Below are 24,986 nucleotides of genomic sequence, written 5' to 3'. Positions count from 1 at the left end.
TTACGCCTGTTGCTGGCGTAACCACTTTTCCAGTTCGTTGGCGAACTGCTGGCGGTCACGCTGGTTTAATGCGGCCGGGCCGCCGGTTTGCACGCCGCTGGCGCGCAGCGTATCCATGAAGTCCCGCATGGTCAGCCGCTCACGGATGGTATCCGGGGTGTAGCGCTCACCGCGCGGGTTGAGGGCGATGGCTTGTTTTGCCAGCACTTCTGCGGCGAGTGGAATATCGGCGGTGATCACCAGATCGCCCGGCTGAACACGGCGCACAATTTCGTTATCCGCCACATCAAACCCTGCTGCAACGCGCAGGCTGTGGATGTGTGGTGAAGGCGGCGTTCTGAGCGGCTGGTTGGCAACCAGCGTCAGGCGGGTTGCGGTACGGTCGGCGGCACGGTAAAGCACCTCTTTTATGACGTTGGGGCAGGCGTCGGCATCCACCCAGATGGCGGTCATTCGCGCGGCTCCGACGGCGTATTCAGGCCCAGCCAGTCTCGCGGCGGCAGGAAGTCGCGGTAGAGCGCCGCTTCCGGGCTATCGGGTTCCGGCTGGTACTGGTATTCCCAGCGCACCAGCGGCGGCATTGACATTAGAATCGATTCGGTACGCCCGCCGCTTTGCAAGCCGAACAGCGTGCCCCGGTCCCATACCAGATTGAATTCCACATAACGCCCCCGGCGGTAAAGCTGGAACTGGCGTTCCCGTTCGCCCCATGGAATGTCTTTGCGGCGATTGACGATTGGTAAATAGGCATGTTGGAACCCTTCGCCCACCGCACGCATGAAAGCGAAACTGGTGTCGAAATCCGGCGTGTTGAGATCATCGAAGAACAGGCCGCCGACGCCGCGTGCTTCATTGCGGTGTTTGAGGAAGAAGTAATCGTCGCACCATTGCTTGTAACGTGGGTAAACGTCATCGCCGAATGGCCGACATAAATCAAATGCGGTTTGATGCCAGTGAACGGCATCCTCTTCAAAACCATAAAACGGCGTGAGATCAAAACCACCGCCGAACCACCATACGGCCGGCTCACCCGGTTTTTCGGCGATGAAAAAGCGAATGTTGGCGTGGCTGGTCGGCACATATGGATTGAGCGGATGGATAACCAGCGATACGCCCATCGCCTGAAAACTGCGCCCTGCCAGTTCCGGGCGATGAGTACTGGCTGACGGCGGCAGCGAGGCGCCGGAAACGTGAGAAAAATTCACGCCTGCCTGTTCAAACACCCGTCCCTGACGCAGAACACGGCTGCGTCCGCCGCCGCCGGATGCGTGTTGCCAGGCATCTTCGATAAACGTTGCGCTACCGTCGGCCAGTTCCAACTGTCGGCACAGGGTGTCCTGTAGCTTGAGCAGGAAGTGCTTGATCGCGTTGATATCAGGTGAGCTCATAATGTCCCTTATGATGTTGAAAGGCGGTTGGGCTTATTTCTGCCCTAGTATATCGGAATTCGGCAGGTCGCCCATTGCCCGAAGATGTCGCGGGCGTGAATCGCCAGTCATTGCGGAAAAGTGTATGACGGAGATATTGCGTCTGCGATGAATCACGGGATAATCAGGGATGACCGATTGACTCTAGATGGCGAGCCGTGATGGAAATCCGCATATTCAGGCAAGATGACTTTGAAGAAGTGATCACCCTTTGGGAACGCTGCGATTTGTTGCGCCCCTGGAATGACCCGGAAATGGATATTGAACGCAAGCTCAACCATGATCCCGACCTGTTTCTGGTGGCGGAAGTGGGCGGTGAAGTCGTCGGCTCGGTGATGGGCGGATATGACGGACATCGCGGTTCCGCTTACTATCTGGGGGTTCACCCCGACTATCGCGGACGCGGCATCGCCAATGCGTTGATCAGCCGTCTGGAGAAAAAACTGATCGCGCGCGGTTGCCCGAAGATCCACCTGATGGTGCGCCAGAGCAATACCGCCGTTATCAGTATGTATGAAAAGATGAATTACGATATGGTCGATAGTATTACGCTGGGCAAGCGGTTGATTGAAGACCAGGAGTATTAAACCCTGCTGATACGCCGCCGGCTGATGACGGAGAGACCCCGCCTCGCCTCCGTCTGAACCCGGTGTCTTACTCCGGCCCATCGGCCATGTTTTTCCTTTCCGTTGCTGTATACGCATCGTTGCGACCTTTCCCAACAGTCGTTTTTCCACCTGTCCAAAAGATCAGGTTTGACTGACGCCATGTAAATATTTATTGATAATGGATATCATTTGTAAAATAATTCTCATTATCTGGAAAAGGATGTTTCCGCTTGTTTGGATGGGTAGGGGATTACGGCGGCTTTACCGTGGTCCCGTCCATGATTTGATACTTATTTTTATAAATAAAACATGGTATTACTTTGAAAGTTATGCATTCTTTCCTGTTGTCCGTCGTGGTGCATCTGTCGGTAATCTGGGCCTTATTGTGGGGGTTCTCACCTCGTGAGCAGATGCTGCTGCAGGCCGGACGTGCCGGGGAAAGTACGACGGGTATGCATGTCACGTCGTTTTCCGCCCATTCTGTGCGGCTGTTTTCCGCACACACTGAAACACCTTCTGTTGTTGAACCTGTTGCGGCTCCCAGAGAGACACCTGTTGCTGTGGCACCGACGGCGATGCCCGCGCTGCCTGTCAATGAGCGGGCGGTAGTGACGACGGCGTCTTCCGATTCAACGACGAAAACACGCCCGCCAAAACCCGCAGAAAAACCCCGTGAACTACCGCGTACGCCAAAAGAGCCCACGGCGGTGCGAACGAACGAAACAGCAGACGTCAGAAAAATATCAACCGCACCACGCAGCGAAACCCGTGATGCGCCGGCGGCAGACGAGGCTCGCCCGGCGGAGCAGGGAAATAGCGCGATGGCGTCGGCGTCCGCCAGTGCGTCGGCAGGCGGTCAGGCTGCACCGGCGGGTGAAAGCGTGCAAGGGCAGGCTAGCCGCGGCGCGGGAAGTAGCCAGAGTGATGTGCTCAAGGCGTTGCAACGGCGAGTGAATTATCCGGTTCGAGCACGTTCGATGGGTGTGGAAGGACAGGTGCGATTGCGCTTTGACGTCACGGCCAGCGGTACGGTGACCAACATTCGGGTACTCGCGGAAAATCCCGACGGCATGTTCAGCAGCGACGTTCTCAAAGACATGGCGCGCTGGCGTTATCAGGCAGGATCACCTGCCGTCGATCAGACCGTGTCCGTCATTTTTCGGCTGAATGGCCATATTGAACTTCAAAATTGATTGAACTTCAAAATTGATTGTTTTCTTTTCAATATCTCAGGGATACAGGAAATAACTGCATGAATAAGCATCTCTATTTGATGATGATACTTAGCGTATCATCAACGGCTACGGTTGCCGGGCAGACAGATCAAACAGAAAATACTGCTACCGATAAACCGGCGACGGCAGAAAAGAAACACGCCGATGAAGATACCATTCTGGTCCGTTCTACCCCCACCAGCCAGAGTATGGGTACGCAGATTATTAACAGCGAGCAGATTCAGCGTCGGCCGACCCGTAACGGCAGCGTTACTGAATTATTGCGCTCCAACCCAAACGTCCGTTTCTCAAATGATCTTGACAGCAGTATGACGCCGGGTGAATTAGCGCCGGAAAATGTGTCTTTTCATGGTGAAAAGTTTTACCAGAATAACTACATGATTGACGGGCTATCCAATAATAATGTGATTAACCCCGGAGCCAATAACGGCCAATTGACTAATACGCCGGACGGTTATTCCCCAACAGACCTGCCCGCCGGCGGTGCGCAATCATTCTGGATTAACTCAGAGTTGATCGAGCAGTTACAGGTATTCGACAGCAATATCTCCGCGAAATATGGCGATTTTACCGGCGGCGTGGTTGACGCCAAATTAAAAGACCCAAAATTGGATCGCGCTTCCGGCAAGATTTCTTACCGCACCACCCGCGACAGCTGGGCCCGTTATCATATTGACGACGATATTGAAGGCGATTTTTATTCCGCCAGCCAGCTCTATTATCAGCCGAAATTCCGTAAGAATTTTTATTCCGCAACCTTTAATCAGCCATTAAGCGACAAGGCCGGATTTATTTTTGCCTATAACCGTCAGCAGTCGACCATTCCGTTTTACAACAGTGTGATGGATGAATGGGTAAAACAGACCCGTGAAGCGGAAACCTACTTGCTTAAAGGGACTTATCTGGCCGATAACGGCGATATTTTTCGCCTGACCGGGATGTACGCACCGCATGAATCCGGCTATTACAAAAAAGACATTAAAAACGGCGGTTATACCAATACCGGCGGCGGCTATCGCGGCAATATCGAATGGGAACACAACGCAGACTGGGGGAAAGTCAGCAGTCTGGCGGGGTATCAGTTTGAGGAAAACCGCATTGAACACGAATCGGATACTTATCAGTCCTGGTATCGCTATAACCGGACATCCCGGTTTGTGTCCAATGTGGTGGATTGGGGAACCGGCGTGGCGGGAAATACCTCGCAGCTATCGGGGATTGGCGGCTATGGCAAGTATGCCACCGAGAAACGGACCTTCACCTTCAAACAGGATTATGAATTAAACCCGTTGGCTTTATGGGGAACCAGCCATCAGTTCGATATGGGCTGGCAGGTGGATTCTTACCACGCCCAATACCGCCGTTTTAGCGATGTGTATACCAGCCGCAACACGCCGACCATCAGCACCAGCGTCGTGTGCCAGACCGGCGATGCCTTCTGTATCAACCGTGAACAGTATTTCCGCAGCCGCACGCTGTATCCAGCGCGTCAGGTGGAAGGCAACTACGTGAATTATGCGGTGTATTTGCAGGATAGCGTCAGTTACAAGAATCTGGAGGTGACGCCGGGTGTGCGCCTGCAATATGACGACTACCTGAAAAACCTGAATCTCGCCCCGCGTCTGGCGGCTTCTTACGATGTGTTTGGCGATCGCGCTACCCGTGTTTTCGGTGGAGCCAATCGTTACTACGCCCAGAATATGCTGGCGTACAAACTGCGTTCCGGAATCAACGAGTCGGTGGTGCAGAATCGAACCAACGCCGGCAGCGCCTGGACTAGCAGCGCGACCAGCTATGGCAGTAATGACTACGATATTTCCGACCTGAAAACGCCGTACAGTGACGAGTTGTCGCTGGGGCTGTCGCAGCGGGTGTATGACACCGTCTGGACGCTGAAATGGGTGAACCGTCAGGGTCGCGACCAGTTTGGCCGCGCCAACAGAACCGATGACAGCGGTCAGCGTTATTACTACCTGACCAACGACGCCCGCACCGAAGGCAACACAGTGTCGCTGACGGTAGAGCCCATCAGCCCGTATAAACTGAAATACGCCGACATTCGCTGGGGTCTCAGCGCCAGCATGGCGGATAACAAGACCAGCTCACAGACTTATTACGACCAGAGCAACATGGACGACAACAAGGTGATCTTTAAAGGACGCCTGACCGATCGCCGGGACATGGACGCACTTGACTACAATACGCCGTGGTCGGTTGCGCTGAACATCAACACCTATTTCCCGGCCGTTCGTCTGAACTGGGATCATAACCTCACCTATACCTCGGGCTACAAAGGCTACCGCACCACCAGCGTGACCTGCTCCGGCAGTACCAGCAGCGTCAGCGCCTGTGGCGATTACAGTGGCAGCGCTACGTTGTATACCGAGCGCAAATATCAGGACTACCTCTCCTATGACTGGCGTTTCAACTACTCGCTGCCGACTTACAAAAACCAGTCGCTGGACCTGACGCTGGATGTGATCAACGTGCTCGACAACGTGATCGCCACCTCGCAGGAGTCTACCGGCAATACGGTGACCTACAAGCTGGGTCGTCAGTTCTGGCTGGGCGTGGCTTACAACTGGTAATGGCCTGAAGCCGGGAGCGGGCAGGTCTCGCTCCCGGCAATAACGCCATGTTTTCCTGAGATATCCCGTCTGTTTTATGTATCCATGATTGAGTGATTAATGAGAAAAATGACTTCCCGCTGGATAGGCATAATCGGTTTTTGTCTATTCAGTACGCTGGCATCAGCGCAAACCGTCACCAGCCCGTTACCGGTGATCACTGAAGGGCAACTGGACAACGGTCTGCGTTACACCATTGTGCCGCTGTCCGGGCAACAGCAACGGCTGGACATCCGGCTGCTGGTCGAATCGGGTTCGCTGGATGAGCAGGACGGCGAATCCGGCGTGGCGCATATGGTAGAGCACATGGTGTTTCGCGCGACCCGAGATTATCCGGCTGGATTAGCGAAAACGCTGGGTCAACAGGGCTGGATTCGTGGTCAACACTACAATGCCATGACCAATTACGAGCGCACGGTGTACATGTTGAGTCCGCCGGCCGGCAAGCCATCGTTGGGACTGGCTCTGAATGTTTTGGCGCAGATTGCCGGACACGCGCGTTTCGAACCGGAAGACTGGCAGCGCGAGCGTCAGGTGATTCTGGAGGAGTGGCGCGGTAAGCTCGGGGTGGCGGAGCGCATGAATCAGCAGCGGGTCGCCGCCATCAGGCATGGTTCCCGTTATCCCGATCGCCCGGTCATCGGCACTGAAGCCTCGATTCAGAACACGCCGGTGACGGTGCTGCACCGTTTTTATGACCGCTGGTATCACCCCCGCAATATGCGCTTGATGGTGATAGGCGACCTGCAGCCCGAACAGGTAAAACAGGCGATTTCGCAGGCGATGGGGAACCTGCCGGATACGCCGATCCCTGCGCGGGAGTCGTATGAGCCGGCGTTGCGCCAGCAATTGCACGTGGTGCGCTTGCAAGACAGCCAGAGCAGCGTCAGCCAGATATCGTTTGTGTTTCGCTTTGATGACGCAGCGGCCAAAGCGACGGGAGAGGAGGGCATGCGCCGTCGCCTGATTAACCAGGTAACGCTGGATGCCCTGAGCAAGCAGGTGCAGCGTCAGCCGCTCTCTTCGTCCCCGGCAGTCAGCAGTCTGGTGGTACGCAAGTCCGATATCGGTAACACCACGGTAGCGCTGGGGCTGTTTGCTTCGGTGCTGCCGGACGGCCATCAGCAAGGGGTCAACGCCGTGCTGCAGGAAATTGCCCGTCTGCAGCGCTATCCGCTCCATGAGCCGGATATCATCGCCATCAAGGAGACGCTGCGCCAATCGGCAGAGAAGCTGGCGGCGACGCCGGAACAGCGCGAGTTCTCTGATTGGGTGCGACAATGGGTGACATCCTGGGAACAAGATCGTCCTTACATCGGCAAGCAGCAGGTGGCGCAACAGGCGCTGGCCGTACTGAAAACCATCACGACCGATGATATTAACGCTTGCCTGCAGCGCTGGTTGTCGTCGCCGGATCAACTGGTTCAGTTCAGTGTTCCCGGTAGCCTGCCGTTCACGCTGCCGTCAGCGGCGGCGATTGAGCAGCAGCGCCAGTTGGCCGCGCAAAGCGAGCTGGCGCCGCTACAGCCGCCGGTGGCGCTGGTCACGCCGGTACTGCCGCCGGCCGAAGGCCACGGCGAAGTCACCGCTGTGCGTCCGTTCCCGCAACAGAAGGTAGAAGAGTGGCAACTGGCGAACGGTGATCGTCTGGTGTGGCTGCGTACGCATCAGGCCGGCAAAACGGTATCGCTGACCGTGCTGTCGCCTGCCGGTTTTATGGCGCCGGGGCGCGAGCCGTGGCTGTCTCAGCTTGCCGCCCAGTTGTTCAGCAAAAGCGGGCCGGCAGGCTGGAAAGGCCGCGATTTGAACGAGTGGGAAAAAGCACGCAAATTGGCCCTCAGTCTGGATTATCAGCCGGATGAGCTGCGCTGGAGCGGGAGCGTCAGTCCGGACAAGCTGGAAGCGTTGCTGCATTTGTATCACGTGATGAACCGCTCGGCGGGGATCGACGAAGGCGATCTGCGTGAGAGCCTGGCGGAACTGAAACGTCAGCAGGTCACTCGCGAGCAGAGCATTAGTGAGCTGCGGGAGCGGGAGAGTGCCGAATTGCAGTTTGGCAAAACCGGTATGCCTTTCCCGACCCCGGAACAACTGGATGCCGTGACCAGAGAACAGCTGACGCAACAGTGGCGGCAGACGGTGGCGGCACCGGTAACCTATTACCTGCTGGCGGACTTACCGGCAGACCAATTGCGGCCGCTGGTGGAGCGCTATCTGGCTTCGCTGCCTCGTCAGGCCGGCGGGGAAAGCCCCCAGCATCTGGCGTTGGAAGGGAAACGCGAGCGTATTTCCGCCATCAATCTGGAACCGAGGGCGGATGTTTATCTGTGGAGTTTCTCGCCGCAGACATGGACGCCGCAGCAGGCGGTGCAGGTGAATATCGCTTCCCGGCTGGCGGCGCGTTATCTCAAGGCCAGCCTGCGGGATGATGCGCAGGGAATTTATAACCTGAAAATGGAAAGCCGCCTGAATGATAAGAGCCAGCGTATCGAAACCGTGCTGCGTTTTACCACCTCGCCGCAGCGTGTGCAGGAGTTGAGACGCAATGCCCAGCAGGTGCTGGAAACGCTGGCGACACGCATCATGCCGCAGGATGTCGAACAGGAACGTAAGCAGTTTATTCACAGCGAACGTGCCCGTCAGCAGGACAGCACCACCCTGATGTCCCGGCTGATACTGAGTTACCGCCATTATCACGATCCCCGCTATCTGACCCAACTGGACAGCCTGGTGCCGGCGATCACCTTTGATGCGGTGCGCGATGCGGCGTCGCGGTTGTGGCATCCGCAAAATCAGATGTTGTATATCACGCTGCCGCAGGAGAAAAAATCGTGAGAACGTTCCTGCAGGCGTTTGCCCTGTTATGCCGTCCATTCTGGCTTGACCGGCGTTACTGGCAATGCTGGTTGTTGCTGGCGGCAATCGTGGCGATGGGCGGCGGTATTGTGTACCTCAACGTCCGCATCAATGACTGGAGCAAAACCTTTTATGATGCGCTGGGAGCATTCGATAGCGGCCTGCTTTACCGCCTGATCAAAGAATATTGCCTCTATATCCTGATTTATATCGGCATCTTTGTGTATCAGGAGTGGCTGACCAAATTGTTGATTATTCGCTGGCGTGAGCAGATGACGGCGGCGTTTATCGACGGTTGGCTAGCGAAGCGTGCCTTTTATCGCCTGTCGTTAAGCGGCCGGGTGGATAACCCGGATCAGCGTATCGCGCAGGATGTCGACCTGTTCGTCACCCAAACGGTGCGGTTGTCGGTGTCGTTTATCATCACCTTCGCCCAGTTGTGCTCGTTCCTGTTAATCCTGTGGGATTTGTCCGGGGTGCAGCAGTTTACGCTGTGGGGGCACAGCATCACCGTCAGCGGCTATCTGGTATGGGTCGCCGTGCTCTACACCCTGCTGGGAAGTTTGATTACCCAGTGGATCGGCAAACGGCTACACGGCATCAATTACCATAAACAGCAGGCGGAAGCGGATTTCCGCGCCTCGTTGCTGCGTAAGCACGATAGTGCGGAGCAGATTGCACTGTACGGCGGCGAGCGGCAGGAGAAACGCCAGCTCGGCAGCTATTTCTCTTCGATTGTCAGCAACTGGCGCTCATTGATGAACGCCGAGCGTAATCTGGGCCTGTTCACCGTCGGTTATACCCGCGTTAGCCTGATTGTACCGGTGTTTGCCGCGCTGCCGGCGTTTCTCAGCAAGACGGTCACGCTGGGCGGGTTGATGCAGATTCGCAGCGCGTTCGGGCAGGTACATAGCGCACTGAGCTGGTTTATTCGGGTGTACTACTCGTTGGTGGAGCTGTCTGCCAGTATGACGCGTCTGGATCAGTTCCGGCGGGAAATCGAGGCGCATCAGGATACGGCGATGCCGCAGGTGAGAGGAGAACGGCTACATGTCGAGCAGCTCAGTTTCTCCACGCCGCAGGGGCAACCGCTGTTGCGTAACGTCACCTTCCAGTGCGCTCCCGGCAGTTGGAACCGCCTTTCCGGTCACAGCGGGCTGGGAAAATCGACCCTGTTGCGTACGCTGGCCGGGTTGTGGCCCTATTACGAAGGCGGCTGGCAGGTTGGACGCGGTACGCCGCTGTTGTTGCCGCAGCAGAGCTATCTGGGACAGGGGACGCTGGCGGAGGTGATTTGTTATCCGCGCGCGCCGCTGGATGATGAAGCGGCGTTGCGTCAGGTGTTGGATCAGGTTGGATTAAGCGACTGGGGCGACCGGTTGCAGCAGCAGATGAACTGGGATCGGGTATTTTCCGGCGGCGAGCGTCAACGGCTGGCGCTGGCGCGGGCACTGATCAATCGCCCGGACCATCTGTATCTGGATGAGGCCACCAGTCATCTCGATCAGCAGGCTGCACGGCATTTGCTGGGAGTCATCCGTCAGGCATTGCCGGATTGCACCGTGATTGCGGTCACTCACCAACAGGAACTGGCCGATTTGTTTCACTACCACATTGATCTGGCGGCGTTTCGCTGATCGTTCACCCACTGGCCGGCGGCGTTTTTATCTGACGAACGTTTTATTCAGGAACGTTTTATTCAGGCGGAAATGGTCCCCGGCCAGCCTGAACAATGGTAATCTTGGCGCCCATCTGTGCGCCGTGGCGTAACCCGCGCAAATTTTCACGGCACTTTCTGCCTGAGGCGGACTCAAACAGCCGGCGTGATGATCGCGCCGGCCCAGGGTGAGTCGGCACCGTTTTATGTTGAGGAGTCGAGAGTGACAAAAGTGCGTCCGTTGTTTCTGGTTTTCCCGCTGTTGCTGGCAGGGTGCAGCACCCTTTCCAGTTTTTCCTGGTCCAGTTTGTCGCCGTTCAACTGGTTCGGTCATCGGTTGACGGTGTCGGATGCGGGCGTCGGCGAGATTAATGCCGCAACACCGATGCTGGAGTCGGCATTGGAGCAGGCGCTGGACGGCGATTATCGCCTGCGCGGCGGCATGGAAACCCGCAACGGCAAACTGGTCTCGATCTATGAAGCGCTGAAGGATGACAGCGTTCGGCTGGAAATCAGCGGCGCGCCGAAGGGCCAGGTAAAACAGGTGGCGGTGATGGACAAGGCAATCGCCAGCGAGTGGGGCGTAAAAATCGGCGATGAGTTCAGTTCGCTTTACAGTAAGGCGTTTGGCGTTTGCCAGCCGGGGCAAGGGTTAGCCGATGCCCGCAGCGTAGAATGCGTGGCGCCGCAAGGGAAACACGTCAGTTACCTGTTCTCCGGCGACTGGAACGGCCCGGAAGGATTGATGCCGCCTGATGACATTCTCAAGAGCTGGAAGGTCAGCAAGATTGTCTGGCACGCGCAGGGACGGGAATAATTCATAAGAATCATTTTTAAATTCAGGAGCCGGTGTGAGGCTATCCCGGCTCCCGTTACCATTCTGTTCTGCTTGCAATGCAATGTTCATCAGATTTATTGTTGAATTTTGTTAAAGAATTTGGTGCTTTATCTGTGCTGGGTTACTGAAAAATTTCCTGATCATTCACTGCTTTTATGACTTATCGTCATCGTTTTATCCACTCTTCCCCTGCTGATTTTTCATTTCTTCTGAATATGATCCGGATCGTATCCGGTACTGTATCTGTGCCCGCCTGACGCTAACATAGCAATATGCATACAGATTTGTGTGTGGCAGGCAGCCGATGGCGGCGCTGTTGGCTGCGAATATCATTTGTACAGGAAGTTTGGTGTGTACATCCGTAGGGGGTTTGGGTCCACGCCGAGATGATCTATAAGGAGTTTTAATGTCCCATATTCTGATGGCCGCGGTGGCAACGCCGGGGCATGTTTATCCTATGCTGACCATCGCTCGTCATCTGCTAACCAAAGGGCACCGGGTAACCCTGTTCAGCGGCGCGCTGTTTCGCGAGCAGGCGCAGGCCGCGGGTGTTGGTTTTATCGCCTTCGACGAAGAGATCGATTTTGACTACCGTTATCTGGAACGCCATTTTCCCAAACGCGCTACCCTGCCGCCCGGCAACGCGCAGATGGCGTTGGCATTGCGTGAATTCTTCTCTGCGCCTATCCCGTTAATCGACCGCCAGTTACGTCAGGTGCTGGCGCAAACTCAGGCGGACGTGGTGATGGCGGAAAACTGTTTCTACGGCATTCTGCCGTTGTTGGCCAGTGAAGATCGCCCACCGGTGATCGGCATCGGCGTGACGCCGCTGTCCTTCTCTTCCCGCGATTCGATCTTTTACGGGCCGCGTATTCCGCCGGCGTTGTTGCCGCCGGATTTGACCCGCGAGCAACTGATCGATAAGGAAACCCGCGAGCTGATCGCCGGCGTGAAAGAGGCGTTTGATACAGTGATGGTGCAGTCGGGGAAACCGCCGCTAACCGTCCCCTTTGCCGACGCGCTGATCAGCGGCTGTGACCGTTTCCTGCAACTGTCTACCACCGAACTGGAATATCACCGTGATGATTTGCCGTCGTGTGTACGCTTTGTGGGGCCGTTACCGCTGAAAGTGACCGAAGAGGAGGCGGAACAAGCGTGGTGGCCACCTCAGGATACCCGGCCGTTGGTTATTGTGTCGCAGGGAACGCTGGCGAATGTGGACCTACAACAGTTGATTGGCCCGACGTTGCGCGCGCTGGCCGACCTGCCCGTTCGGGTGCTGGCGACCACCGGCGGCCGGCCGGTAGAAGAGCTGGCCGCTTCGGCACCGGAAAACGCACGGGTGTGCCGTTTTGTTTCGCTGGAGCACTGGTTACCGCGGGCGGCGCTGCTGATCACCAATGGGGGATACGGTTCACTTAACGCGGCCTTGTCTCACGGTGTGCCGTTGATTGTGGCCGGTACGGGAGAAGACAAGCTGGAAACTGCGGCAAGAGTGGTGTTTGCCGGCTGTGGGCTCAATCTCGGCACCAGCACGCCGGGCGAGCAACTGATTGCCGACGCGGTGATGCGCATCCTCGAACAACCCGGCTATACCCAGCGGGCAGGTTGGGTTCAGGCGGATTGCGCGCGTCATGATGCGCTGGAGGCGATCGCAGAGGAGGTTGGGGCCATTAAGTAAGCGTTTTTACACTGCAATGTATACCCGTCATACCTGCAACGTGAAGTATGACGGGGATAGCGAATTATCGAGTCGGCATTGACGAATATTCAGGCGGGTACTCGGGATTTGCCGGCTGAATTGCGCATCAGTTTTTTACGGTCAACCAACGTATTAGTTTGAGGGTCATAATAACGGCTTGGCCATATTTCTTCCGCATTAACGCCTAATGCAGCGGCGATCAGCAATTCTCCTTTCGGCCAGGGGCGATATAAGGCGTTTGCCAATGTACTGGAACTTAATCCGGCTTCTCGCGAAACCGCTGAGAGTGATGTCCCTTTCTTCCTTAATGCAGCGATAATGTCGGCTGAGTGCCAGTCTGTTCTCCTTACGCGCATTTTCTATCCTCGGTAGTTGTGACTGATTGCTATTTTTTGTGACAGATACTTACTATTACATATTTATATAGGTAAAAAATACTCTTGAATTAAAAATTATTTTATAAATTTTCGTTATCATGTGGTTTTCTATGATAAGTGAAGGGATTGGGTTTCTTAATAACCGATCTTATTAATAGTTTTTGATGTTATTATTTTTGTGTTTTATTTTATTTTGTGAAATTACAATATGAATTTAATTCCCTTGTTGATTTTTATATTTAATTGAGTGTTTTATATACAGGATGTTTTTGTAATGAATAATACGCAGGATTATCTTCGCTCGTTAATTCCCGTTCTGGATGGGCTCAATGAACCGTGGGGAATCAAGGATCTGGCGTCTCGTCATGTGTATATGAACATGCCCGCGTACAGTTACACCAATACGCCGGTGCGTTTTGATATTGAAGGCAAAGCCGATGAGGAGTTTCCGCTCGCCTGGGCGGAATTGTCCGGTGATTTTATTGAGCACGATCGTCGAACGGAGACCTGTGCCGAGCGGGTTACCGTCATTGAAACCCATTACTGGTTTGGCAAAACAGAACTGTCGCCGTATATCAGTGAAAAAATTCCGCTGTTTAATCCAGAAAAAGAGTGCGTGGGCATTTTATGGAATGCCCGGCCGATGACCACATTGTCGCCGCTGGTTCATATTGACCGGCGTAAACCCACGGTACTGAAAACCGACATAACGACCGAACTGTTCACCCGCGCTGAACTGGATACGCTCTTTCTGGTGTTGCGGCGTTTTTCCAGCAAGGAAATAGCGAAGAAGTTCAACCTGTCCAACCGGACGATCGAAAACAGGATCCAAAATATGTATCAAAAAGCTGGCGTACATTCGTTCAATCAGTTTGAAGAGTTTTGCTATCAACAAGGACTGGATGGCTTTATACCTCACTCATTGCTGACCAAGGGCATCTTATTCATCTAGCAAGAGACGGGTATATGGAAAACCTTGAGGATTATCCGGTAAGCCGGGTGCCGACATCGGTTCGGTTGCCGTTTTTCACTGTTGCGTTGGTGCATATTGGTATGTTGACCGCGCTGGACCAGTTCATGCTGGGAGCGGTGCTGGGGCATTCGATGACGCTCGGCGACGCGTTTCTGGCGATTACCATCGGCAGTGCGATTTTTGGCGTGGTGACGCTGGGGCTGGGTTATGCGGGCATGAAGGAAGGGCTATCCGGTAGTTTGCTGGCGCGCTGGTGTGGTTTTGGCCGGCTCGGCGCGGTATTTATCGGTGCCATTATCGCCGTCAGCCTGCTGGGGTGGTTCGGCGTACAAAACGCGGTGTTTGCCAAGTCACTGAATTTTGCGTTGGGCGATCGCCTGGGGTTCGGCTGGTCCGCGGCCCTTTCCGGTTGTGCGTTGACGCTTCTGGTCACCTTTGGCTTTAGCGCCTTGCGTTATACCGCCAGAATTGCGGTGCCGCTGTTTATCATGGTCGTAGGCTATATTTCGACCATGACGCTCACCGGGCACAATATTACCGACTTACTGCAAACCGGGGGAGCGGGCGAGGCGATTTCGGTGAGCGCCGGGGCGACTATGGTGGTAGGGGGATGTATTGTAGCCAGCCTGATCACGCCTGATATGACGCGTTATTCCCGTCGCGGACGGCATGTTTTTTGGGTAACGATGCTGTCGATAATTATCGGCGAGTTCGTCGTTAATGGGCTGGCGATTTTGATTGCCAGAGCGCTGAATACGGCGGATATCGTCACCATCATGTCGCAGACGGCAGGGGGAATCGGGCTGGTTACCGTGATTTTTTCCACCTTGCGCATCAATGACATTAATCTGTACTCCTCGTCATTAGGTATCGCCAATGCCGTAGAAGGCGTCACCGGCAGAAAACTCAGCTACAAAGCCATCACGTTGTTGATCGGGCTTATCGGTACCTTTTTATCGGTGATCGGCATTCTGGATCGGTTTGTGGATTTTCTGACTTTACTGGGCGTGTTTTTCCCGCCGATCATCGGGGTGATGCTGGTGGATTACTATATCTTGCGTACCAGCCGGGCGCAGTTGGACGAAAGTCGCCGACGTGGCGAACTGCCGGATGCAGATAGCACGCCGGATGTCGGGTGGTCTGCGATATTGGCAAGTCTGGTGGGAAGTGCGGTCGGATTATTCACCGCATGGGGGATCCCGGCATTGAATTCGCTGCTGGCGGCCAGTGTGCTGTACGGGCTAATCATGGTGACATTCCCGGCCATGAAAGCGAATCGCGGCGAGTGATGTGCTGCAGGTAAGCTTGTATCCGGTTACTCAGGCGTTGCCAAAACAGTCGCCTGCGCTTTCCACCTTTATTGGTAAGGTTATCCTGTTATCGTCAACATCGTTTGATATCATGTGAATCCAATTGGGGCGTGGTGACCACGCCTCGCGTTTTTATTGATATCGCAGCATTGAGATAGCAGCCCGGCATCATTGCCGGGGTGGAAAAAACTGCACCGAGTGAGGAAGCAACAGATGACACAAATTCAAAGCGGTATTTTGCTGGAGCATCGCCGTTTTGCCATTTTCATGGAGGCTATGGTACAGGGTGAATTTGATGCCATCCGCCAGGGGTGCAAGAAGTTTTGCCAGGCGCTGAGCGAGTTGCAGCAACGTTTCCCCGATGCGGGGCTCGGTGCGGTGATTGCTTTTGGCTATGACGTTTGGTGCGAGCTGGATTGCGACCACAGCGCGCAGGAGCTCAAACCCTTCACACCGCTGGGTAACGGGTTGGCGCCGGCAACGCAGCGCGACATGCTGATTCATATCCAGTCGCTGCGCCATGACGTCAACTTTTCGCTGGCGCAGGCGGTGTTGGCGTCGTTCGGCAATACCATCAACATCGAAGAGGAAACCCACGGTTTTCGTTGGGTTGAAGATCGCGATTTGAGCGGTTTTGTCGATGGCACTGAAAATCCGCAGGGCGATGCCCGACATGGTGTCGCCATCATCCCGGATGGCGAGGCGGGAGAAGGCGGCAGTTACGTGTTTGTTCAGCGCTGGGAGCACAATCTGCGCCAGTTGAATCGCATCAGTGTGGAACAGCAAGAGCAGATGATCGGCCGCACCAAGCAAGACAATGAAGAGCTGTCGTCTGAGTCGCGGCCGGTGACCTCGCATTTGAGTCGGGTTGATCTTAAAGAAGACGGCAAAGGCTTGAAAATCCTGCGTCAGAGCCTGCCTTACGGCACCGCCAGCGGTAAACACGGTTTGTATTTCGCGGCGTATTGCGCCCGTCTTTACAACATTGAACAGCAATTGCTAAGTATGTTCGGCGATCGTGACGGCAAACGCGACGATATGCTGCGCTTTACCCGCGCCGTCAGCGGCAGTTACTTCTTCGCGCCGTCGCTTGATCGTTTGCTATCGCTATAACAGAATCCGGTTTAGCTACAGACAGACAGGCACTGCACCGCGGTGCCTGTTTTTTTGGTGACGCCCGGCGTCGTGCGGAGAGAAGAATGTGACCTCGCTTGAACACTGCATCGGCAATACGCCGCTGATTAAATTACAACGTCTGGCTGCGCATACCGGCAGCGAAATCTGGCTGAAGCTGGAGGGCAATAACCCGGCCGGTTCGGTGAAGGATCGGGCGGCGTTGTCGATGATCCGGCAGGCGGAGCGTCGGGGCGAGATTGCGCCGGGCGATACGTTAATTGAAGCCACCAGCGGTAATACCGGTATTGCGCTGGCGATGGTCGCCGCCATGAAAGGATACCGTTTGAAGCTGCTGATGCCGGAAAATATGAGTCTGGAACGGCAAGCCTCAATGCGTGCCTACGGTGCGCAGCTGCTGCTGGTCAACCAACAACAAGGGATGGAGGGCGCGCGTGATCTGGCCCGGCAGATGGCGCAGGCGGGCGAGGGCAAACTGCTCGACCAGTTCAACAACCCGGACAATCCGCTGGCGCACTTCACCACCACCGGCCCGGAAATCTGGCGACAAACGCAGGGCCGGCTCACCCATTTTGTCTCCTGCATGGGCACCACCGGCACTATCACCGGTGTGAGCCGCTACCTGAAAAGCCAGAGCGATACGGTCTGTACCGTTGGCCTGCAACCGCAAGACGGTAGCCAGATACCGGGGATCCGCCGCTGGTCGCCGGATTATCTGCCGGGTATCTTTCAGCCGCAACTGGTGGACCGGATTATGGATATGTCGCAGCAGGAGGCGGAAACGACCATGCAGCAACTGGCGCGGATGGAAGGGGTATTCTGCGGCGTCAGCTCCGGCGGTGCGGTAGCGGGGGCGTTGCGCGTTGCCGCCGAACAGCCCGGCAGTCTGATCGTTACCGTAGTGTGCGACCGCGGCGATCGTTATCTGTCTACCGGCGTGTTTGGCTGACGCGCCCGCCAGCGGCGCGCCGACGGCCATACGCACGCCGATCTCCCACGTACGGTCAGTTACCGACACCAGCATGATGTTCATGACGCCGAAGCCGAACTATTTACGGGTGGCGACGCCGATGATGATCCCCTGCATGGTCAGAGAAGGTACGTATCCGCTGGGCGCTCATGGCGTGCAGCACCGCCTGATAACACTTATTCGGGGCGCCGAGAATAGTAAACCACACCGGCATGCCGGTTCTGACGTTGATAACGTCGGCTTTCGAGATTTTGGCTTCAATGGTCATAGTATCGAAAGTGGCGACTTTAGCTTTAGCGATAGTCGGCGTGCTCTGCACCGCGTTAACGGTTTGCCCCTGTTCGACCGGCAGAGCGACCACCGTTCCCGCTATCGGCGAGATCGAAAGCGGAATTTCATCAAAACGAAAGCATCCTTGACTGAATAAATCACCAAAACAAACATGCGGCGTAGAGCGAAGAGTGAAACAGGGGCCGCGTATATTTATACCCGTCATCCGGCTTTGCATGAGTTATGTTTTGAACAGTAAAAGGTAAGGATTCCGTAAATGGTGCTGCGCAGATTGCTACCAGCCCTGACAATAGGAGTGGTAACAATGTATGGGAATGAAAGTATGAAAATTTTACTGGTAGACGATGACGCTGAACTGGGGCACATGCTGTGTGAATACCTCACGGCGGAAGGGTTCAGCACTTCACAGGTAATGACCGGTAAGGAGGGGGTAGACGGCGCCATGTCCGATCAGTACACCGCGATGATTTTGGACATTATGTTGCCCGACATGAGCGGGATTGACGTTCTGCGACAGGTACGCCGCAACCGCTCGATTCCCATCATTATGTTGACGGCCAAGGGCGACAATATTGATCGCGTGATCGGGCTGGAAATGGGGGCAGACGATTATGTGCCGAAGCCCTGCTATCCACGTGAGTTGGTGGCGCGCCTGCGCGCGGTGTTGCGTCGTTATGAAGACAAGGTGGAAAAAAGCGAGGATGCCGGGACGATAAACTATGGTGAGCTGGCGATCAGCCCTTCCGCCCGCAGCAGCGAGTGGCGCGGCAAGGCGTTTGATCTTACTGCGTCGGAGTTCAATCTTCTGGAGCTGTTGATGCGCTCGTCCGAACGGGTGGTGACCAAGGATGAACTGTCGGAGAAATGCCTGGGACGTCGCCGTGAAGCGTATGACCGCAGCGTGGATGTGCACATCAGCAATATTCGTCAAAAACTGGCGGCGCTGGATGGATGTAGCCTGACCATCGAGACGGTGCGCAGCGTCGGATACCGGATCCGTTAATTATGCATGGACGGTTGTTCTGGAAGATCCTGCTCGGTTTGTGGCTGACATTCTTCGTTATTTCACAACTATTGTGGGTAGGGTTCTCATTTTACGGCGAACACCCCGAGCCGCCGGAAGTGCGTCAGGGAAAACATACTATGTCGTTGCAAATGGCGCTGGCGGCACAGGCGCTGCGTCAGGGGGGAATGGCTGAGCTGGGGCGTACCCTGGGTGAATGGCCGAAGAACGAACGTGTTTATATCAACGTTTCGATTATCGGCGATAACGACGATATGGCTGGGAATACCTCGCTACCGGGAATCGGGATGCCGGGTGGACCGCCTGAGCGGCCAGAACCGCCGGGGATTGGGCCGGGTGGATTACCGGATCAACTGGAGCAGGCACCGAAGCAGGTAGTGGAAGGCCCCGACGGGCAGCGCTACCGGATTAGCTTCGATACCACTCGCTGGCGGCATGATGTCATACCGAAGGATGTCCCGGTACCGCTGCCGTTTTTCCTGCATTTGCCACCGCCGATGATCTGGATCGGCGCACTGGGCGGCTTGTTGTTCAGCGGTATGCTGGCCTGGAATCTGGCGCGCCCATTGAGCCGGTTGCGGGCCAGTTTCGAGCGGGTTGCGCAGGGCGACCTGTCGGTACGGCTTTATCCGTCGATGCGTCGCCGCCATGATGAGATAGGCGACGTGGCGCGCGATTTTGACGCCATGGTTGGTCGTTTGTCGATATTGGTCAGTGCGCGCGAGCAACTGCTGCACGACGTTTCCCACGAATTGCGATCGCCGTTGGCCCGGCTGCAACTGGCGATAGGGCTGGCGCGGCAGAACCCAGACAACGTGGAAAACGCGTTGCAACGCATCGAGCGTGAAGCGGAGCGGATGGATAAGATGATCGGCGAAGTGCTCACGCTGTCCCGTGCCGAAAACAACGCAGTCAACAACGAAGAGTATTTCGACTTGCTCGGGCTGGTGAACGCGGTCGTTAACGATGCACGTTACGAAGCGCAGGTGCCGGGGGTGGAGATCGCGCTGAGTAGTGGCGATTACGACGATTACACCGTCAAAGGCTCAGCGGAGCTGATGCGACATGCGCTGGATAACATCGTTCGCAATGCGTTGCGTTTCTCTTCGCGTGGTCAGCAGGTGCTGGTTACGCTGTCCCGGGATGAAAAAGAGTGGTGCATCGGCGTGGCGGATCGCGGGCCGGGCGTGGAGGAAAGCAAGCTTTCCAGTATTTTCGACCCTTTCATGCGCATTGATTCGCCGCAGTCGGGCAAAGGCTATGGTCTGGGGCTGGCGATTGCTCGCAAGGCGGTAGTGGCGCATGGCGGCCGTATTGAAGCGGAAAACCGCGAGCAGGGCGGGTTGCAGATCGATATCTGCATTCCTCGCTGGCAGTAGCCTGGCTTACTGATTCCTGTAGCGAGTTGACGCCAAAACAGCCGCTGCCCTGTGGCGATTTGGCGTCCTGAATCATTAATCAGGCGGTGATACTCACCGCCTGATTAATGGCCATGAAATAGGGGGGGACGGCCTTCGGCTTGTGCAGCCATGCCTTCGATAAAATCCTTGGTGCGATAAAGCGCGCTGTACTGTGCGCCGAGTTGGGCGAAGGCTATGGCCTCACTGGAATCAATGGCCAGATGCGCCGATGCCAGCGTGGTTTGTATGCCGATTGGGCCGCATGCCGCGATTTTGTTGGCGATAGCTATGGCTCTGTCTAGCGTTGCCTGGGGCGTTTCGGCGATCTCTTGCAATATTCCCATGCGATAGGCATCCTCCGCTCCCCAATGGTCCCCTGTCAGCATGAATCGCATGGCATTGCCCCAGCCGGCCTCGCGTACGAATCGAACGGTTGAGCCTCCTCCGGGGAAACGTCCGTGGGAGTTTTCATCCTGACCAAACTTGGTATTGGCTGCTGCAACCCGGATATCTGCTGACAAGAAGAGCTCGTGAGCCATATTCCATGTGTCGCCGTGCACGGCGGCGATGAGCGGTTTGGAACGCCGGATCGGGCCATAATTAAGCGGACTGATGACGTGAGTCAGGCCCGCCAGAATATTTCCGTTGTTATTGACGGTTGCTTTATAGGCATCCACATCAATACCCCGAGAAAAATTGTCGCCGTGACCGAATAAGATAGCCGCTCGCAGAGAGGGATCATGATCGTAGTCGTATATGGCTCTTGCCAGTGCCTGAAATGTTTCAGGATCGATGCGGTTTTGGATGGCAGGGCGATTGAGCCCCAATAACACCACTTGCCCCCGGCGTTCGATCGATAATTTTGTGTTTGGCCCAGGCGGAACTTCAGCGAGGGTTGTTGGTTGCGTCGCTGTTTCTGTCGCGGGGGAGGGTGTCTGTTCTGCACCAAGTGCTGCGGATGTCGCCATCGCTATTGTCGGTACGGCGGCGGCGAGGGTAGCGGTTGCCTTAATCAATGTACGGCGCGTTAAATCAAGTTTTTCTTCCACTTATGACGCTCCAGTTTGGGTTGCCTGCCGTGCCCGCTCAACATCACACTGACAACGCCACCGAATGCCCGGGTTCAGCCTATCCACTCAGTGACATGCTGACGGTGACCCGGTGAACAGCATCAGACGGTCGACGCGTCGTATGACGCTGACAGGTAAACCCGAATATTAAAAAGCCCTGGCGTATGGCAAACAATCACCAGGTAGTCCTGAGACTGGGAATGACGTTGGTCGTCTTGTGCGACAGCAAGTGTGAACGCCTCTGTCTGGGGCGTTGCCGTGATCATGGTGAGACAGGATCACTTTATGACTTCAACCTGCCGAAGCATCAGTGCGCATAGTCAATCTTATAATAAGAGTGAGTGGCCGCGCAAGCACCTGCCCGAATGCTGGATCTGCGGTGATCACACCTGCAACTTGAAGTATGACGGGTATATAATTAATGGTTTATGCAAGGTGCCGGATTGGGGATAGGGCTTATGCGATCGAAAAGTTTTGATGGGATGGTGTGTTCAATTGCCGGCGTTATGGCCGCAATTGGCGATCGTTGGGGGCTGTTGATCCTGCGTGATCTTGTCTTCGGCATCAGCCGATATGACGAGCTACGTCAATCATCCGGCGTCACCAATGCGACACTGAGCAACCGACTCAAACACCTCGAGGCCAATGGTCTGGTTGAGCGGCGGCGCTATCAAGTCAATCCTGAACGATTTGAATACCTCTTAACTCCGCATGGTCGGCAACTTGCACCGATCATGGTGATGCTCTCTCAGATTGGGGATCGCTTGGGTCTATCCGGCGCTTCAGCGCCGCCGTTAAAATTCGTGAATCGAAAAACCGGTGCCGATGTGCGGTGGAGCTTCATCGATCAGAACACCGGTGAGCTGCTAAGCGGTGAGGATATTGCCTTTGAAGAAGGGCCAGGTGCGGATGATTTGGTGCGCTGGCGACTTTCTCACACCAATCGCCGATATGAGGGCGATACTACGACGCGTTTGGAGGACGACTCAGTCTCCGAACCTAAGAGCCTATCTCATTAGGGCTTCCCGAGTCCAAACTGGCTGCGCCAATAACGCCTACTGGGATAGTCTCTAGGACTAAATGAGCAAGATACAGCTATAAAACAAGCCGCAAAAAAGAAGCCGCAACATTTATTTGTCGCGGCGTTCTTAAAGGATTAATGCGTTACGCATTGCACCTACAGGTGCATGAGATTCGCTTACTTCTTGATGCGGATAACCGGGGTTTCCCCAACGACTACGGTGCCGTTCAGTTTGATCAGCTCTTTGATCTCATCCATGTTAGAGATCACGACCGGAGTCAGAGTGGACTTGGCTTTCTCTTCCAGCAACGGCAAATCAAACTCGATCACCACATCGCCTTTTTTGACGCGTTGCCCTTCTTCGGCGATACGCTTAAAGCCTTCGCCTTTCAGTTCAACGGTATCAATACCGAAGTGAACGAACAGCTCAATGCCCGTGTCTGATTCGATAGAAAACGCATGGTTGGTTTCGAAGATTTTACCAATGGTGCCGTCTACGGGTGCAACCATCTTGTTACCGCTAGGTTTGATAGCGATACCATCGCCAACGATCTTCTCAGCAAAGACGACATCAGGCACGTCTTCGATATTGACGATTTCGCCAGATAACGGGGCAATGATTTCGATGCTGCCGGTTTCTTTCTTGTCGTCAGAAACCAGAGATTTCAGTTTATCGAACAAACCCATGATTTTCTCCTAAGCATTAATATTGGGTCAGCACAGCGGTATCAGCAAAGCGTCTTTTCTTTAATGAACCGGCTTACCAGACTGCTTAACTCTTCTGCTGTCGGCTTGGCTAATGCCTGCTCCGCCAGCGCTTTCGCATCTTCGTAGTTGGCATTGCGAATAATTTTCTTGATGCGAGGAATCGAGATGGCACTCATGCTGAACTCATCCAGACCCATTCCCAGCAGCAGTAGTGTAGCACGTTCATCACCTGCCAGTTCACCGCACATGCCGGTCCATTTGCCTTCGGCATGGGAAGCGTCGATTACCTGCTTAATCAAGGTCAACACGGCCGGAGACATCGGGTTATAGAGATGAGAAATCAGCTCGTTCCCACGATCTACCGCCAGAGTATACTGGGTTAAGTCATTTGTCCCAATACTAAAGAAGTCAACTTCCTTCGCCAGGTGATGGGCGATGGCCGCCGCGGCCGGGGTTTCCACCATCACGCCGACTTCGATGGTTTCATCAAATGTTTTGTTTTCGGCACGCAACTGGGCTTTGAGCATCTCCAGTTCGGCTTTCAGCGTACGCACTTCTTCTACCGAGATGATCATCGGGAACATGATGCGCAGTTTGCCGAACGCGGAGGCACGCAGAATAGCGCGCAACTGCGAATGCAGAATCTCTTTGCGATCGAGGCAGATACGAATCGCGCGCCAGCCGAGGAACGGGTTCTCTTCTTTCGGCAAATTCATGTACGGCAGGTCTTTGTCGCCGCCGATGTCCATGGTACGCACGATCACGGCCTGAGCGCCCATCGCTTCGGCGACGGCTTTGTACGCCTGGAACTGCTCTTCTTCGGTCGGCAGGGCATCGCGGTCCATGAACAGGAACTCGGTGCGATACAGACCCACGCCTTCGGCACCGTTACGTTCAGCCCCTGCGATATCGCGCACGGTACCGATGTTGGCGCACACTTCAACCTGATGACCATCCAGCGAGATGGCAGGCAGATCTTTGAGTTTGGCGAGCTCGTATTTTTCGGTGTTGTACTGCTCCTGAACGGCTTTGAGCTGGTCAATCGTCGCCTGATCAGGATTTTGATAAATCTTGTTGTTCACCCCATCCAGAATGATGAAATCGCCATTCTTGATTTTTTGGGTGGCGTCGGTAGTACCCACGATGGCGGGCAGTTCCAGCGAGCGCGCCATGATCGAGGTATGGGAGGTACGGCCGCCGATATCGGTAATGAAACCCAGCACTTTTTTCAGGTTTAACTGTGCGGTTTCAGACGGGGTCAGATCTTTGGCTATCAGGATCGCTTCGTCCTGAATGTCGCCCAGATCAACGATATGCAGGCCCAGGATGTTCTTCAGCAGGCGCTTGCCGATATCGCGCATGTCTGCGGCGCGCTCTTTCAGGTATTCATCATCCAGTTCTTCCAGCGCTTTCGCCTGGGTCTCGATGACGGAAAACGCCGCCGCGTCCGCAGACGCATGCTCGTCTTTAATCAGGGAGATGATTTCCTGCTCGAATTCCTCATCTTCCAACAGCATGATGTGCCCTTCGAAGATGGCTTCTTTCTCTGGCCCCAGCGTTTCAGCGGCTTTTTGCTTGATGGCTTCCAGTTGCTGTGACGCTTTGGCGCGGCCGGTCAGGAAAAGCTCGATTTCCTTCTCGACCTGGTCTGCAGAGATTTTTTTCCGGTTGACGACAATTTCGTCATCTTTCAGTAGCAGCGCCTTACCAAAAGCAATACCCGGTGATACTAATATGCCTGAAATCATAACCCTACCT

At 55.1% G+C, this 24,986-nt stretch carries 20 protein-coding genes and 1 pseudogene; 14 read left to right on the top strand and 7 right to left on the bottom strand.

Translation table 11 applies throughout. The features are described 5' to 3' along the window. Both DCH402_RS16390 and hemF read right to left on the bottom strand, forming a co-directional pair. Nucleotides 1-453, bottom strand: a complete 453-nt coding sequence (locus DCH402_RS16390) for a YaiI/YqxD family protein (protein WP_040002283.1) — start codon at nucleotides 451-453, stop codon at nucleotides 1-3. Further along, a complete protein-coding gene (hemF, locus tag DCH402_RS16385) occupies nucleotides 450-1,388 on the bottom strand; it encodes an oxygen-dependent coproporphyrinogen oxidase (protein WP_040002282.1) in 939 nt (312 codons plus the stop codon). Before hemF ends, DCH402_RS16390 begins: the two co-directional genes overlap by 4 nt. 200 nt (nucleotides 1,389-1,588) lie before the next feature. Here hemF and DCH402_RS16380 point away from each other — a divergent pair, with 200 nt between their 5' ends. From DCH402_RS16380 to DCH402_RS16350, 7 genes are all read left to right on the top strand, one after another. Beyond that, on the top strand, nucleotides 1,589-2,014 hold the full coding sequence (locus DCH402_RS16380) for a GNAT family acetyltransferase (protein WP_012770957.1): 426 nt from the start codon (nucleotides 1,589-1,591) through the stop codon (nucleotides 2,012-2,014). A gap of 350 nt (nucleotides 2,015-2,364) precedes the next feature. Further along, nucleotides 2,365-3,228, top strand: a complete 864-nt coding sequence (locus DCH402_RS16375; RefSeq protein WP_226053221.1) for a TonB family protein — start codon at nucleotides 2,365-2,367, stop codon at nucleotides 3,226-3,228. Between the two features lie 59 nt (nucleotides 3,229-3,287). Then, nucleotides 3,288-5,858: a TonB-dependent receptor plug domain-containing protein gene (locus DCH402_RS16370; RefSeq protein WP_040002280.1), complete on the top strand. Its 2,571-nt coding sequence runs from the start codon at nucleotides 3,288-3,290 to the stop codon at nucleotides 5,856-5,858. Between the two features lie 99 nt (nucleotides 5,859-5,957). Further along, a complete protein-coding gene (locus DCH402_RS16365) occupies nucleotides 5,958-8,732 on the top strand; it encodes a M16 family metallopeptidase (RefSeq protein ID WP_040002279.1) in 2,775 nt (924 codons plus the stop codon). Further along, complete coding sequence (locus DCH402_RS16360; RefSeq protein WP_040002278.1) at nucleotides 8,729-10,390, top strand: ABC transporter ATP-binding protein/permease; 1,662 nt, start codon at nucleotides 8,729-8,731, stop codon at nucleotides 10,388-10,390. Before DCH402_RS16365 ends, DCH402_RS16360 begins: the two co-directional genes overlap by 4 nt. A gap of 243 nt (nucleotides 10,391-10,633) precedes the next feature. Then, complete coding sequence (locus DCH402_RS16355) at nucleotides 10,634-11,227, top strand: RpoE-regulated lipoprotein (RefSeq protein WP_040003673.1); 594 nt, start codon at nucleotides 10,634-10,636, stop codon at nucleotides 11,225-11,227. Between the two features lie 427 nt (nucleotides 11,228-11,654). After that, nucleotides 11,655-12,929: a glycosyltransferase gene (locus tag DCH402_RS16350; RefSeq protein WP_200864858.1), complete on the top strand. Its 1,275-nt coding sequence runs from the start codon at nucleotides 11,655-11,657 to the stop codon at nucleotides 12,927-12,929. 89 nt (nucleotides 12,930-13,018) lie between these two features. On the opposite strand, the gene DCH402_RS21630 is transcribed toward DCH402_RS16350, so the two are convergent. Beyond that, nucleotides 13,019-13,306, bottom strand: a complete 288-nt coding sequence (locus tag DCH402_RS21630; protein ID WP_071604728.1) for a helix-turn-helix domain-containing protein — start codon at nucleotides 13,304-13,306, stop codon at nucleotides 13,019-13,021. 295 nt (nucleotides 13,307-13,601) lie between these two features. Between DCH402_RS21630 and DCH402_RS16345 the strand changes: the two genes are divergently transcribed. From DCH402_RS16345 to cysM, 4 genes are all read left to right on the top strand, one after another. Continuing rightward, a complete protein-coding gene (locus tag DCH402_RS16345) occupies nucleotides 13,602-14,279 on the top strand; it encodes a helix-turn-helix transcriptional regulator (RefSeq protein ID WP_040002277.1) in 678 nt (225 codons plus the stop codon). Nucleotides 14,280-14,293: 14 nt separating this feature from the next. Then, on the top strand, nucleotides 14,294-15,589 hold the full coding sequence (locus DCH402_RS16340) for a cytosine permease (protein WP_040002276.1): 1,296 nt from the start codon (nucleotides 14,294-14,296) through the stop codon (nucleotides 15,587-15,589). 234 nt (nucleotides 15,590-15,823) lie between these two features. Then, entirely contained in the window at nucleotides 15,824-16,723 is a 900-nt protein-coding gene (locus DCH402_RS16335) for a Dyp-type peroxidase (RefSeq protein WP_012770946.1), read from the top strand. Nucleotides 16,724-16,811: 88 nt separating this feature from the next. After that, nucleotides 16,812-17,693 carry a cysteine synthase CysM gene (gene cysM / locus DCH402_RS16330; protein WP_040002275.1) on the top strand — a complete coding sequence of 294 codons (882 nt, stop codon included), beginning with the start codon at nucleotides 16,812-16,814 and terminating at the stop codon, nucleotides 17,691-17,693. Nucleotides 17,694-17,862: 169 nt separating this feature from the next. Here cysM and DCH402_RS22920 read toward each other — a convergent pair. Next, nucleotides 17,863-18,093, bottom strand: a pseudogene (locus DCH402_RS22920) (HlyD family efflux transporter periplasmic adaptor subunit); the annotation flags it as partial. Nucleotides 18,094-18,327: 234 nt separating this feature from the next. Here DCH402_RS22920 and DCH402_RS16320 point away from each other — a divergent pair. Continuing rightward, a complete protein-coding gene (locus DCH402_RS16320) occupies nucleotides 18,328-19,008 on the top strand; it encodes a response regulator transcription factor (RefSeq protein WP_040003670.1) in 681 nt (226 codons plus the stop codon). Between the two features lie 2 nt (nucleotides 19,009-19,010). Further along, nucleotides 19,011-20,408 carry an ATP-binding protein gene (locus DCH402_RS16315; RefSeq protein ID WP_040002273.1) on the top strand — a complete coding sequence of 466 codons (1,398 nt, stop codon included), beginning with the start codon at nucleotides 19,011-19,013 and terminating at the stop codon, nucleotides 20,406-20,408. Between the two features lie 104 nt (nucleotides 20,409-20,512). Here the strand turns inward: DCH402_RS16315 and DCH402_RS16310 are convergent, their stop codons facing one another. After that, on the bottom strand, nucleotides 20,513-21,478 hold the full coding sequence (locus DCH402_RS16310) for an enoyl-CoA hydratase-related protein (protein WP_040002272.1): 966 nt from the start codon (nucleotides 21,476-21,478) through the stop codon (nucleotides 20,513-20,515). 479 nt (nucleotides 21,479-21,957) lie between these two features. On the opposite strand from DCH402_RS16310, the gene DCH402_RS16305 reads away from it, so the two are divergent. Next, complete coding sequence (locus DCH402_RS16305; RefSeq protein WP_040002271.1) at nucleotides 21,958-22,518, top strand: winged helix-turn-helix transcriptional regulator; 561 nt, start codon at nucleotides 21,958-21,960, stop codon at nucleotides 22,516-22,518. Between the two features lie 179 nt (nucleotides 22,519-22,697). On the opposite strand, the gene crr is transcribed toward DCH402_RS16305, so the two are convergent. After that, complete coding sequence (gene crr, locus DCH402_RS16300) at nucleotides 22,698-23,207, bottom strand: PTS glucose transporter subunit IIA (RefSeq protein ID WP_012770940.1); 510 nt, start codon at nucleotides 23,205-23,207, stop codon at nucleotides 22,698-22,700. Between the two features lie 41 nt (nucleotides 23,208-23,248). Continuing rightward, on the bottom strand, nucleotides 23,249-24,976 hold the full coding sequence (ptsI, locus tag DCH402_RS16295; RefSeq protein ID WP_040002270.1) for a phosphoenolpyruvate-protein phosphotransferase PtsI: 1,728 nt from the start codon (nucleotides 24,974-24,976) through the stop codon (nucleotides 23,249-23,251). Nucleotides 24,977-24,986 lie beyond the last annotated feature (10 nt).

The sequence above is a fragment of the Dickeya chrysanthemi NCPPB 402 genome (genome assembly GCF_000406105.1).
In the GTDB taxonomy this organism is placed as follows: Bacteria; Pseudomonadota; Gammaproteobacteria; order Enterobacterales; family Enterobacteriaceae; genus Dickeya; species Dickeya chrysanthemi.
The sequence above is the reverse complement of the archived record's forward strand: the minus strand, read 5'-3'. Positions and strand labels throughout refer to the sequence as shown.